Genomic DNA, 13505 nt, shown 5'->3' on the forward strand with positions numbered 1-13505 from the left:
CGTCGAGAAATCAGCAGAACCTCCTCAACGCTGCATGCCCCAGCGCTTCACGGTCACCCGCTCCAGGCTGTCGAACACCAGGTTCTCCACCAGCAGGCCGATCAGGATCACCACCGCCAGCCCGGCGAAGACCTTGTCGGTATACAGCTCGTTGCGGTTCTGGAAGATGTACCAGCCCAGTCCGCCCTTGCCGCTGGTGGCGCCGAACACCAGTTCCGCCGCGATCAGGGTGCGCCAGGCGAACGCCCAGCCGATCTTCAGTCCGGCGAGAATCGACGGCAACGCCGCCGGAATCAGGATGAACAGCACGAAACGCAGGCCCTTGAGGCCATAGTTGCGACCGGCCATGCGCAGGGTTTCCGATACGCCGAGGAAGCCGGCGTAGGTATTGAGCGCCAGCGCCCACAGCACCGAGTGCACCAGCACGAAGATCAGGCTGTTCTGCCCCAGCCCGAACCACAGCAGCGCCAGCGGCAACAGGGCGATGGCCGGCAACGGGTTGAACATCGAGGTCAGGGTGCCGAGCAGGTCGCGGCCGAAGCGGCTCGATACCGCCAACGTGGTCAGGCCGAACGCCAGCACCACCCCCACCAGATAGCCCTTGAGCAGCACCAGCAGGGAAACCCATACCTTGCCCACCAACTCGCCACTGAGCAAGCCGTCGTAGAGGGCGCTGGCCGTCTGCAGGAAGCTCGGCAGCAGCAGGTCGTTGTTCTGGTAGCGCGCCACCGCTTCCCACAACACCGCCAGCAGCACCAGGATCAGGCTCTTGCGCAACCAACCCTGTTGCCACAGTCGTTGCGCCAGCGACAGGTCGCGCTCCAGCGGCACTTCGAGCAACGGCTCCAGGGTGACTTCGTATTCCTCACGCACGGGGGATGAAAGACTCATCGGCAATTCTCCAGCCGCTCAATAGGCAATGCGGATATCGGCGAAATCCAGTTCGGTTTCGGCCTGCGGGGTTTCGTCGAACAGCAGCCGGTGGATGCGCCGGGCCGACGCCTGGAAAGCCGGGCCGCCCGGGCTGTGCAGGTCGTACTGATGACTGTGGATTTCCGCCCGCACCCGCCCTGGGTGAGGAGACAGCAGCAGGATGCGGTTGCCCACCACCAGCGCCTCCTCGATCGAGTGGGTGACGAACAGCAGCGTGAAGCGCACTTCCTCCCAGAGCTGCAACAGCTCTTCCTGCATTTTGCGCCGGGTCAGCGCGTCGAGGGCGGCGAACGGTTCGTCCATCAGCAGGATCTTCGGCTGCATCGCCAGGGCCCGGGAGATCGACACGCGGGCCTTCATGCCGCCGGACAAGGTGTGCGGATAGGCATCGGCGAAGGCCGCCAGGCCCACCTTCTCCAGGTAATGCAGGGCGCGCTCCTCGGCCTCGCGGCGCTTGAGCGTGCCGGAAGCGAGCAGCGGGAACATGACGTTCTGCTTGACCGTCTTCCACGGTGGCAGTTGGTCGAATTCCTGGAACACCACGATGCGGTCCGGGCCCGGCTCGGTGACCACCTGCCCTTGCAGGCGGATCTCGCCCTCACAGGGCCGGATGAACCCGGCCGCCGCCTTGAGCAGGGTCGACTTGCCGCAACCGGAGGGTCCGAGCAGGACGAACCGGTCCTGCTGGTCGACGTCGAAACTGACCCGGTGCGTGGCCCGCACCACCCGCTGCGGGGTGCGGTACTCCAGACTGACCCGGTCGACCGCCAGCAGCGCGGGAGCCGTGGCGATCGGTTTGCTGGCCGCGTGGCCTTGCAAGGGGGCATTCATGACGATCAGCTCCCTTGCAGCGGCTTGGCGTCCTGGAAGAAGTAGTCCTTCCACGACTCGGGCTTGTGCTTGATGGCGCCCACCCGATGGAGGAATTCAGCCAGCGGATAGGTGTTCTTGGGTGTCACGGTGAACTCGAACTGCGGGTTGTCGATGATCTTCAGCAGCGCCGCCCGGTCGATCTTGGCCTTGGTCACGCGCAGGTAGGTGTCCGCCGCCGCCCCCTTGTCCTTCTGCGCAAAGTCCGCCGCCTCGGCCAGGGCTTCGACGAAGGCCTTGTAGGTCTTGGGATTGTCGTTGCGGAATTTTTCGGTGGCGAACAGCACGGTCGGCGAGTTCGGCCCGAACAGGTCGTAGCTGTTGAGCACCACGTGGACATTGGGACTCTCCAGCGCCTGCTCCTGGAACGGCGGGTTGGAGAAGTGCCCGGTCAGTTCGGTGCCGCCAGCCAGCAGGGCCGCGGTGGCGTCCGGATGCGGGACGGCGACGGTGTATTTGTCCAGGCGATTGAATTCCTTGTCGCCCCACAGCTTGGCCGCAGCGTATTGCAGGTAACGCGACTGCACCGAGACGCCCACCGCCGGCAGGGCGATGCGGTCCTGCTCGGTGAAGTCGGCGATGGTCTTGACCTTGGGGTTGTTGCTCACCAGGTAGTAGGGGAAGTTGCCCAGCGAAGCCACGGCCTTGACGTTCTGCCGGCCGTAGGTGCGGTCCCAGATGGTCAGCAGCGGGCCGACGCCGGCCCCGGCGATGTCCACTGAACCTGAGAGCAGCGCATCGTTGATCGCCGAGCCACCGGACAGCTGGGTCCAGTCCACCTTGATGTCGAGGCCTTCGGCCTTGCCGTGCTTCTCGATCAGGTGCTGGTCACGAACCACGTTGAGCAGCAGGTAGACGATGCCGAACTGTTCGGCGATGCGGATTTCGCCTTCGGCCTGGGCCGTGGCCGGAGCCAGCAGGCTGCCGGCGAGCAGACTCAGGCTCAGGCCGAGGGTGGTGGTGAAGCGGCCGAGTTTCGGCAGCAGCGCAAAGGGTGCAGGCATGGGGATGCTCCTTGAAAGCGATCGGGTCAGAACGGGGCATCGCCCTGGATAGTGGTGCGGTAGAGCTTGCGGCGCAGATGGTTCGGGCAGCCGGCGGCCATGTGGATCAGCGAGCGGTTGTCCCAGAACACCAGGTCGTGGGGCTGCCATTGATGGCGATAGACGTTGTCCGGGAGCACGCTGTGGGCGTACAGCTCACTGAGGATCTGCCGGCTTTCGTCTTCCGGCAGGCCGATGATCCGCGTGGTAAAGCCTTCACTGACGAACAACCCCTTGCGACCGGTTTCCGGGTGGGTGCGGACGATCGGATGCACCACCTCGGCGACCTGGGCCAGTTGTTCCGGAGTCAGGGTCGGGCGCCAGTTGCCTTCGAATTTGGTTTCGCTGTAGCGCGCGGTATACGAGTGCGCCGCCGAACGGCCCTCGACCGCCTTGCGCAGCCTTTCGGGCAGGCGGTCCCAGGCCTTGTGCTGGTCGGCGAACAGGGTGTCACCGCCTTCGGCCGGCAGTTCCTGTGCGTGCAGCATCGAGCCGAGGCTTGGCAGCTCCTTATAGGAAAGGTCCGAGTGCCAGAATTTTCCGGCATCACCCAGGCCGATGTTCTGACCATTCTCGACGATGTTGGAGACGATCAGGATCTCCGGGTGCCCAGCCAGCAAGAACTGCTTGAGCACATGGATCTGCAATACGCCGAAACGACGACTGAAGGCGATCTGCTGCTCGGGGCTGATGCGCTGGTCGCGAAACACCAGCACATGGTGGTCCAGGTGGGCGCGGTGGATGCGGGCGAAATCCGCTTCGTTGATCGGCTGGCGCAGGTCCAGGCCGATGATTTCGGCACCTGTTGTGCCGATGAAAGGGCGGATCTCGAAGGATTGGGACGCCGCCACCGGCGCCGGGGAAACCGCGGAAATCAAAGACATGTATTCACTCCCACGCAGAGCACGCCCGACAGCGCGCCTCGATCGGAAACTCACGGTGGTCCCGTGTTGGTTCAGTTCGTGCGGCGCACCGATTGGTCGGTGGGTACGCAGGTGGATGACAATATAGTCATAATAGGGATATTTTAAATATCATTTAAGAATATGCATAGGCCGGTGGCAGCCCCGTCCAGCCTGTCGTCTGCCGATGTGCAAAATTCCTCGCCATTGCAAAGTAATGCGTACTTACAAAATGACGGAGACCTACACTTATCAGGGAAACGATTGATAGTTCCGCGGGCTTTGCTGGAAGAAAATGGCACCTTGCAATTATCGCTGTGGAAGGACCCCGGCGGCGATCTGACAAGCGTCCGGGCGGCGGCAGGCATTGCGTCGAATCCGATTTGAGCTGCCCATCGAGCAGCAGGTGGTCTGAACGTGGCAAAAAAACCTAACCCTCTGGGCAGCATCCTCGTCAGCAGCCCGATTCCCGCTCATCTCGCCCGGGCGGTGATCGAGGAAACCTTGCGTGGCGCCATTCTCGACGGGCGATTGCCCTGTGGCATGGCGTTGCGCCAACAGGAACTGGCCACCCTGTTCGGCGTCAGTCGCATGCCGGTTCGCGAGGCATTGCGTCAGCTCGAGGCGCAGTCGCTGTTGCGTGTCGTACAGCACAAGGGCGCGGTGGTCGCGCCGCTGATCGACGATACCTCGACGGAAAACTACGACCTGCGCATCCTGCTGGAGTCGGAAGCCCTGCGCCTGTCGGTGCCGCGGCTCAGCGCAGAGGACCTGGCCCGCAGCGCCGCCTATATCGACGAGTTGGAGGCGCAGACCGACTACACCCACGTCGGACGACTCAATCGCCTGTTTCACATGAGCCTCTACTGCAAGGCGCCCAACCACAAGCTGCTGGCACTGATCGAACAGGGCCTGGTGGAGGAGGAACGCTTCCTGCGCTTCAACCTGTCGGCCATGGGCCTGGGGAAACTGTCCCAGGACGATCACCGGGAGTTGCTCCAGGCGGCCCGCGCCGGCCAGGTCAATGCCTGCGTGGCGCATTTGCAACATCATTTGCGACGAGGCATCGAAGTCATCCAGCACTACCTTGGCAAGTCCTGAACCGCCCACCGGCGCATTGACGCCGGTCGATCCCGACATTGTTCCGAACGCTCTCCCGGGGCCTGCCCCATGCCCCCCTGGCTGACGGGGGGATGACCAGGCCAGGTCGAGGCGTCGGACACGCCGCGCCGCCTCAGGCGATAGCCGAGCCGCGTATTTGGGCACACCCTTGCCAGTCGACGCGTTACGAACCCGCTACGCGATACCCGGATAGGAGACTCACCAGAAGGAGCTTTGCCACAGGCCGCAAGGCACGGAGCAAGCGTGTCCAGGCCCCGCCGACCCAACCATTGCCCAACTGTTTGAAGAGAGGCCTGAGTGAGGCATTCACTCATTGTTTTCATTCTGCCCATCATTGGGTGGGAGAGGTACTCTTACGCCAATAAAACAATTTTTAATTGTTTTACAAGCATCGCTCATCCCTTATAAAAACTGGAACTTCAACAAACTTAAAAACAACTTGATCGAAACTTGTCTTGTGTACTAGCTTTAAAAAACCGGAAACATGTACCGGCCCTGTCACTGCAGCGCCAGGGCTCATAGAACAGGGACCGGTCATCCATGCCGTTGCTTCGGGCCTCTCGGTTTTCAACTACCGATCGAGGCCCTCGTTCGCCTGTGGATTCATCCACACGGCATTAATGCATTGAATCGGCAGTTTATCGCCATCCAACTTTACAAACACAAAGGTGGCCAATGAATATTTATGAAAAACGCCTCGAACATGAAAAGGCACAACTACTTGAGCACACTGTTTTCAGCGAAGTCGATTCACTGGAACGGCTCCAGCGCTTCATGGAAATCCATGTCTTCGCGGTGTGGGACTTCATGTCGTTGACCAAACGCCTGCAACGGGAACTGACCTGCCTGCGGTTGCCCTGGCTACCTCCCGAGGACGCCGCGGCGGCCAGGGCGATCAACGAGATCGTGCTCGGCGAGGAATCGGACGCGCACCATGACACAGGCCACTGCAGCCATTTCGAGCTGTACCGGCAAGCCATGGTGGAAATCGGCGCCAACACCCAGGCCATCGATGACTTCATCCACCTGCTGCGTGAAGGCGTGCCTGTCGACATCGCCCTGCAGCGCGCCGATGTCGATCCAGGCGCGAGCCGCTTTGTCCGCCGAACCCTGGACGTCGCCTTGCAGGGCACGCCGCATTGCGTCGCCGCGGTCTTTCTGCACGGGCGGGAAAACCTGGTGCCCGGGATGTTCCGACGCCTGCTCGAACGCTGGCGCATCGATCCGGCCCAGGCGCCGACCCTGCACTACTACCTGCAACGGCATATCGAGGTGGATGCCACCGACCATGGCCCCGCCGCCGCGCAACTGCTGCAGCGGCTGATCGGCGCAGACCCGCAGCGTCGGCACGAGGCGGACGAGGCGGCGTTGCTCGCACTGGCGAGTCGACGCCGGCTGTGGGACGACGTGCTCCTGAAACTGCGGGCCGAGCCCATCGGGGCCGCCTCATGAACGCCGCCGACCACCGCGCCTTCGCCGAGGCCTGGGAAAACCGCGCCAGCATCCGTACCCGTCCGCGGCGCCTGCTGGAAGACGATGACCGGCTGATCTACCCGCTCAGTCGCCAACCCCTGGCCAACAGCGGCACCCTGCTCGCCCACTGCCCTGAACAGCGCGACTTCGTGCTGACCCAGAGCCTCTATAAGTTCATCAACGACGTGGTGATCTTCGAGACCGAGATCGTCGACCGCACCGCCCGCCGCATCGCCAAGGATCGCTTTCCGATCCGCTTCCCTCTGGCCTGCCGCTATGCCGCGATGACCGTGGTGGTGGATGAGGACTACCACGCCCTGGTGGCAATGGACTTCATGCAGCAGACCATCGCCCTGACCGGCATCCAGCCGCTGGCCATGCCCGGCGAGATCGAGTTGAGCCGCGCGATACCGGCAGCCCTGGGCATGGCGCCGGAACACCTGCAGGGCGCCGTCGAACTGCTCTGCGTGGCGATGGCGGAAAACACCGTGACCACCGATGTCGCCGCCTTCGCCCAGGATGCGACGGTCAAGACCTCGGTCAAGGGGCTGATGGCCGACCACCTGCTCGACGAAGGCCGCCATGCCGGCTTCTGGGCCCGCCTGGTGCGACTCTACTGGCAGGGCGCAAGCGAGGCCGACCGGGAAGCGCTCGCCGAAATCCTGCCGGTGTTCATCGTCCATTACCTGAGCAACGGCATCCAGAAGGCCTTCGACTTCAACCTCATCGAACACCTGCCGGTCAGCGAGCCGATTCGCCAGTCCCTCAGGAGCGAGGCTGCCAGCCTGGCCTACCCGCTCAATCGCCATCACCCGCTGGTGATCAATATCGTGCGCTTCCTGCGCAACAGCTCGCTGCTGGATTCGCCCTGCGTGCAAGAGGCACTCGGCGACTATCTGCTCCAGCCCGGGAGGACGTCATGAGACGCCTCGACATCCTCCTGGTCGGGCGCAGCCGGGTGCTGAACGAGCTCGGGCGGGAGCTGGAACAGCATGGTCACCGGGTTCGGCAGCAGAGCGGTGACGCCAGCTTGCCCGGAGCGACCGACCTGATGATCGAGGATGGCAGCCGGCCGCTGCCCATGGTGAACGACAACGCGCCACGGCTTGGCTTGCGCCTGGAGTACGGTGCGGCAGCGGCCAGCATGCTGCCGGCGCTGGCGCTGTGCTGCCGGCAGGACGGGCGGCTGATCCTGCGCCAGCCCGTGGCCCAGAACGGCTGCGGCAATGGCCAGCGCCTGCGGCTGGCGGCGAGTCGCGACCTGGTCGAGCTGGGGGCGCTGCTGGTCAGCCGTTTCTCCCGTGACCGTGACCACTTCCTTGAAATCCCCTCCCTCATCTCGCCGCCCGGTGGCGTCGAGTACCCGCTGTCGGCCCTGGAATCGCTGGCCTTCGAACACCGCTTCAACCACACGTCCCGACCCGACCTGCTGGCCCTGGCAGCCGTGCCGGTGATCCAGCGCATTGAAGACAGCCTGTACCGTTTCGCCGAGCGCCCGGCCCTGAGCGTGGCCGGCGTGGAGACCCGCTATCGCCAGTTGCATGCCCACGGCCTGGCGATCCAGCAGCGCCTGCTGGCCATCCTTGCCGGACTGGACAACCGTGGGGAGCCCGCAGTGATCGGCCTGTGCCTGGGGAAGACCCCGGCGTTCTATGCCAGCCTGCTGGCCATCCTCGGTTGTGGCGCGGTCTACCTGCCGCTGGAGCCGAATCATCCACCGCAGCGCCAGCAGTTCATATTGGAGGATGCCGGAGCCGCCCTGCTGCTGCATGATGGTCGGCATCCTCTGGCTGGGCGCATGCCCTCGCTGGATGTCACCACCGTGCGCAGCGACGACAGCTCACCGGTTGCGCCCCTGGTACGCCGCCCCCTGAGCGAGGAAATGCCGTGCCTGGTGCTCTACACCTCGGGCACCACCGGTCAGCCCAAGGGCATCCTGCTCAGCCAGGCCAACCTCGCCCACTTCTGCGCCTGGTATGCCGATTACGTGGGGCTGAACGCCCGGCATCGGGTGCTGCAGTTCTCGACCCCAAGCTTCGATGCGTCACTGATCGATATCTTCCCCAGCCTGCTCCAGGGCGCCGAGCTGGTGGTGGCCAGCGAAGAGCAGAGGCGCGACCCCGCGCAACTCGCCCGACTGATCCGCGAACAACGGATCAGCCATGCCTTCCTGCCACCGATGCTGCTCGGCATCCTGCCGCTGGAGCCACCGCTGGGGCTGGAACACCTGCTGACCGGCGGCGATGTCTGCGAACCCTGGGTCATCGAACGCCTCGCGCGGCAGACGAATTTCCATAACCTCTACGGCCCGACCGAGGCAACAGTGCTGATCACCGCGCGGCAGTTGCAAACCGATACCGGCAATTGCAGCCTTGGCCGGCCGATCGCCAACAGCCAGGTGTTCATTCTCGATGAAGACGGCCAGCCGGTAGTCGAGCAGGTGGTCGGTGAGCTGCATATCGTCGGGCCGGGTGTCAGCCTGGGCTACCTGCACGCTGCGCAACCCGGCGCCGAGCGCTTCATCGAGCTGCGCACCGGTGACGGCCCGGCACTCCGGGCGTATCGTACCGGCGACCTGGCCAAGTGGACCGCCGAGGGGATCGAGTTCTGCGGACGTCGGGACCAGCAGGTGAAGATCCGCGGCTTTCGGGTCGAGCCGGAGGAAATCGAGCACTGCCTGCGCGACAGCCGCTGGTACCGCCAGGTGGCCGTGGTCATCGACAGCCGTCGGCAGATCCTCGCCTACCTGGCCCAGCCGACCGGCGCCGACAGCCATCGCGAAGCCCTGCGGCAGTACGTTGAACGTTGCCTGCCGGACTACATGCACCCCACCGCCTACGTCGAGCTGACCACGCTGCCCACGACCGCCAACGGCAAGGTCGACCGCCGGGCGCTGCTGAACCTGCCGATCCGGCTGGGTGGCAATCCAGGCCTGCGGCAGCCGGCCAATGCCGACGAGGCCTGGTTGCGGGAGCTTTGGGCCGAGTTGCTGGCATTGCCGGCCGAGGGTATCGCCACCGACGAAAGCTTCTTCAACCTGGGCGGGCATTCGATCCTGCTGTCGAAGATGCTGCTGGGGATTCGTGCCCGCTACGGACACGGTATCTCCATCAACCGCTTCATCGAGGAGCCGACCCTGGGCCGGCTGGCGGTATTGGCCAGGGGCGACTCGACCGGCGGAGTATTGAGCGCGCAGATACGGTTCGATGCCGAACGCGAGCTGGACTGGCGGGCGTTGCCGGCGCAGCGTGCCGGTGACCGCGGCAAGGTGCTGCTGACCGGTGCCAACAGCTTCGTCGGCGTGCATCTCGTCGAGGCTCTGCTGGCCACGGGTGTCAGCGAGATCGCCTGCCTGGTCCGCGACAGTGCCAGCGAGACGGCGGCGGCGCGATTTGCCCGGGCCCTGCGCGACAACCGCCTGGAGCATCTGGACATGGAGCGTGTGCGGGTCTATCCCGCGGATATCCGCCAGCCACGCCTGGGGCTGACCGAGAAGGTGTACGAACGGATCGATCGCGAGTTCGGGGTAGTGATCCACAACGCCGCCCACGTCAATCACGTGCTCGACTACGAGGCGCTGGCTCCCGACAACGTCGCTCCGCTGTTCGAGTGCCTGCGCCTGTGCGAAGGGCGCAGCAAGAAGATCTTCAACTTCATTTCCAGCCTGTCCGCCTGCAGCCGGGTCAGCGAGCAGGGCCGGGTGCTTGAACAACCGCCGAGCGAGACGCCACCGATCTATATCCGCAATGGCTATAACCTGTCCAAGTGGGTCGGCGAACGGATTGCCCAACGGGCTCGCGAGCAAGGGGCGTGGGTCAATCTCTTCCGTCCCGGCAACATCGCCTTCAACAGTCGCAACGGCGTCTGCCAGCCCCACCGCAACCGTCTGCTGCTGATGCTCAAGGGTTCGCTGCAACTGGGCCAGGTGCCGGCCCTGTCGCTCAACTTCGACCTGATGCCGGTGGACTTCCTCGCCCGCTTCATCGCCATGCACAGCCGGCGCCTGCCGGACAGCGCCGGGGTCTTCAACCTGCACAACCCGCAACCGCTGAGCTGGAGTGACTACGTCGCGGCGTTCCGCGAGGCCGGGCACGCGTTCCGGCTGGTCAGCGTCGCCGAATGGCAGCGGCAACTGCAGCGGGTCGACCGCGACAACGCGCTGTTCGAGGTGCTGGGTTTCTACCTCAACGGTTTCGAAGAGGACATCGGCGACATCTCGGCGATCGAGCACAGCCAGGCCGAGGCCGGCGTGCGGCGCATGGGCACGACCTATCCGGCCAAGAGTGCGGCACTGCTGCGCAAGGGCTGCGCCTACCTCAGGCAGATCCGATTCATCTGACTCACCCCAACCACCTGGAGCACATCATGCATGGCTTGCAACCCGACACCCTGATCCGCAATCCTCGAGGCGAGGCCGTGACGTCGGCGGTCGAGATCCCCACGGACGCCACCCGCGCCTGGGCCATGGTCGGCGACTTTTCCGGCTTCGCCGTGTTCGTCACGGCGCTTTCGCATATCGAAATGATCGGCGAGGGCGTGGGCGCACTGCGCAAGAAATCGTTCAAGGACGGCCATGTGGTGGTCGAACAGCTCAACAGCCGCGACGAACAGGCGATGCACATGACCTGGACCACGCTCTACAACACGCTGGGCGTCGGTCAGTTGTGGGCGATGATGAGCGTCGAGGCACTGGCCCGGAATCGCTGCCGGGCGACCTGGACGATCATTGCCGAACCGGCGGCGGCCAGCGCACCGGAGATGCCAGCGTTTCGGCGTTTCATCCAGGAGTTCGCCGATGAGGCGATGGGGAATGTGCGGGCGTTGTTGAGCTGAGGGCGGTGGTGTTTCTGTTCGCGGGCAAGCCCGCGAACAGCTTTTTGCAAGCACCGCCCCTGGCGCTTCGCAGGAGCGGGCTGTCGGCTGGAATCAGATCTTGAAGCTGTCCACCAACTGCTTCAGACGGCCCGCCTGCTGTGCCAGCGCATCGCAATCCTTCAGCGTCTCGTTGAGGTTGGCCACGCCTTGCTGGTTGAGCAGGTTGATCTGGGTGATGTCGAGGTTGAGCGCCTCCACCACAGCCGTCTGCTCTTCGGTCGCAGCCGCCACCGACTGGTTCATGCCATCGATCTCACCGATCCGCTGGGTCACGCTGACCAGCCGCGCACCAGCCTGGTTGGCGACTTCGACGCTCTCCTCACTGGAGGCCTGGCTGGCATTCATGGTCGTCACCGCCTCGCGGGAGCCGACCTGCAACGAGGTGATCATCTTGTGGATCTCCTCCGCCGATTCCTGGGTACGGTGCGCCAGGTTGCGCACCTCGTCGGCCACCACGGCAAAACCACGACCGGCCTCACCTGCACGGGCCGCCTCGATGGCGGCGTTGAGGGCGAGCAGGTTGGTCTGCTGGGAAATGCCCTTGATCACGTCGAGAATGTGACCGATGTTGTCGGTGCTGGCGTTCAGGGTCTCGATCTGGGTGCAGGACAGGCTGATCTTCTGCGACAGTTCGCTCATCGACTGGATGGTGCGCTCCACCACCTGGCGACCATCCTCGGCCTGCTCGCTGGCACCGCTGGCCTGCTGCGAGGCATCGGCGGCATTGCGGGCGATCTCCTGCGTGGCCGCACCCAGCTGGTTGATCGCGGCCGCGACACTGTTGGTCCGCGCGCTTTGTTCATCGGAACCGATGATCGAGGCATTCGAAGAGTTCATCACCCGTTGGGACAGATCGTGCACCTGGCGCGTGGCCGAGGACACTTCGGCGATCGAGGCATGGATCCGTTCGACGAACTGGTTGAAGGAGCCGGCCAGTTCGCCGAACTCGTCCTTGTGCACGATGTGCAGGCGACGGGTCAGGTCGCCCTCGCCCTGGGCGATATCCTGCATGGCGCGACCCATGGTGGTCAGCGGACGCATCAGCACCTGGATCAGCAGGGTCAGCAATACCGCGATGGCCGCCACTGCGATGAACATCGCCACCAGCGCCGAGGTGCGGAACTTGCTCAGTGGCGCATAGGCCTTGGCCTTTTCGATGGAAAGGCCGATATACCAGTCAGCAGAAGGCAGGCCCACCACCGGGGTGAACGACAGGATGCGTTCCTGGCCGTTCAGAGTGACCTCCTGGATACCCTTGGCGATACGCGGGGCCGAACCCGGGTAGATGTCCTTGAGGTTCTTCATCACCTGGTCCTTGTCGGGGCTGACGATCACCTGACCGTCCCCACTGACCAGAAAGGCCTGGCCGATCCCGCCGAAGTCCACCGAGTTGATGATCTTGACCAGGGTTTCCAGGCTCAGGTCGCCGCCGACCACTCCCAGCAGTTGCCCGTTGGCTTTCACCGGCATGGCGATGGTCACCACCAGGCCGCCGACCGAAGCCATATAGGGCGGAGTCAACATGACCTTGTCAGCCGCCACGGCGGCCTTGTACCAGGGGCGCTGGCGCGGATCGTAGCCATCCGGCATCTTCGCGTCGGGACGCTGGGTGAAGGTGCCGTCGGTCTGACCGACATAGGTGAACTGGAAGTTCGAGGTAAAGGCCGGCTGGTCCACCAGACCTGGGTAATCGGCCTTGCTGCCCTGGTGTGCGATGTTCTGTGCGAGGTTTTCCAGCACCAGGATCCGTCCGCTCAGCCAGTTCTGCACACTGCTCGCAGTCAGGTCGCCCGCTTGCTCGACCGATGACTCGAGGTTTTGCCGGATGGTGCTGCGTTGCAGGTAATCGTTGTAGAGGGTGAACAGCGCAAACGCCAGAACCACGACACCGGAAGCGGCCAGCAGGATTTTATGGCTGAATTTAAGATTCATTTCACGGAACTTCTCATGCCGAAGATTGGGGGTGCGTACACGATGCGACAGTCTTTTCAGCAGCGCGGATGACCGTCCATGGGCGCTCCACTTTGGTGCACGCACGGCTCTTCCTCTTGTCGGCACCATCGGCAGAAAACTTAATGGCCTTATCGCAAATGCCGCGGTTCGCCGACGAGAGGGTCGAAACCCCGTGCTGATTCGTGCTCCCTGGTCATGGAAAAACCCGGGGCGGACGGACGCTCTCCAGAGAGAGTAGCCGGAAAAGACAAAACCCCCACCTGCTTTCGCAGATGGGGGTTTCGCAATTGAATCTTGACGATGACCTACTCTCACATGGGGAAACCCCACACTA

Annotated in this window: 10 protein-coding genes; 5 read left to right on the top strand and 5 right to left on the bottom strand. The window is 63.8% G+C overall.

The features are described 5' to 3' along the window. Positions 1-24 precede the first annotated feature (24 nt). Genes K675_RS0104785 through K675_RS0104800 form a run of 4 tightly spaced genes read right to left on the bottom strand, consistent with a single transcriptional unit; the run spans position 25 to position 3721 of the window. The gene (locus tag K675_RS0104785) at positions 25-891 is read right to left on the bottom strand and encodes an ABC transporter permease (RefSeq protein ID WP_026144933.1); all 867 of its coding nucleotides are present in this window, start codon (positions 889-891) and stop codon (positions 25-27) included. A gap of 18 nt (positions 892-909) precedes the next feature. Then, positions 910-1764 carry an ABC transporter ATP-binding protein gene (locus K675_RS0104790; RefSeq protein ID WP_017902371.1) on the bottom strand — a complete coding sequence of 285 codons (855 nt, stop codon included), beginning with the start codon at positions 1762-1764 and terminating at the stop codon, positions 910-912. Positions 1765-1769: 5 nt separating this feature from the next. Continuing rightward, complete coding sequence (locus K675_RS0104795) at positions 1770-2807, bottom strand: ABC transporter substrate-binding protein (protein ID WP_017902372.1); 1038 nt, start codon at positions 2805-2807, stop codon at positions 1770-1772. Positions 2808-2833: 26 nt separating this feature from the next. Further along, the gene (locus K675_RS0104800) at positions 2834-3721 is read right to left on the bottom strand and encodes a TauD/TfdA dioxygenase family protein (protein WP_420066323.1); all 888 of its coding nucleotides are present in this window, start codon (positions 3719-3721) and stop codon (positions 2834-2836) included. A 444-nt stretch (positions 3722-4165) separates the two neighbouring features. Here K675_RS0104800 and K675_RS0104805 point away from each other — a divergent pair, with 444 nt between their 5' ends. From K675_RS0104805 to K675_RS0104825, 5 genes are all read left to right on the top strand, one after another. After that, on the top strand, positions 4166-4849 hold the full coding sequence (locus tag K675_RS0104805; protein WP_026144935.1) for a GntR family transcriptional regulator: 684 nt from the start codon (positions 4166-4168) through the stop codon (positions 4847-4849). Positions 4850-5545: 696 nt separating this feature from the next. Beyond that, complete coding sequence (locus K675_RS0104810; RefSeq protein WP_017902375.1) at positions 5546-6322, top strand: DUF3050 domain-containing protein; 777 nt, start codon at positions 5546-5548, stop codon at positions 6320-6322. Next, positions 6319-7266 carry a diiron oxygenase gene (locus K675_RS0104815; RefSeq protein ID WP_017902376.1) on the top strand — a complete coding sequence of 316 codons (948 nt, stop codon included), beginning with the start codon at positions 6319-6321 and terminating at the stop codon, positions 7264-7266. Before K675_RS0104810 ends, K675_RS0104815 begins: the two co-directional genes overlap by 4 nt. After that, positions 7263-10682, top strand: coding sequence for an amino acid adenylation domain-containing protein (locus tag K675_RS0104820; protein WP_017902377.1), 3420 nt, complete (start codon positions 7263-7265; stop codon positions 10680-10682). The genes K675_RS0104815 and K675_RS0104820 overlap by 4 nt, the downstream gene beginning before the upstream one ends. A 26-nt stretch (positions 10683-10708) precedes the next feature. Next, positions 10709-11176, top strand: coding sequence for an SRPBCC family protein (locus tag K675_RS0104825; RefSeq protein WP_017902378.1), 468 nt, complete (start codon positions 10709-10711; stop codon positions 11174-11176). A 93-nt stretch (positions 11177-11269) separates the two neighbouring features. On the opposite strand, the gene K675_RS0104830 is transcribed toward K675_RS0104825, so the two are convergent. Further along, positions 11270-13150 (bottom strand): methyl-accepting chemotaxis protein, encoded by a 1881-nt coding sequence (locus K675_RS0104830; RefSeq protein WP_017902379.1) that lies wholly within the window; start codon positions 13148-13150, stop codon positions 11270-11272. Positions 13151-13505 lie beyond the last annotated feature (355 nt).

Origin of the sequence: Pseudomonas fuscovaginae SE-1 (assembly GCF_000364705.1) — a bacterium.
GTDB classification, from domain to species: Bacteria; Pseudomonadota; Gammaproteobacteria; order Pseudomonadales; family Pseudomonadaceae; genus Aquipseudomonas; species Aquipseudomonas fuscovaginae_A.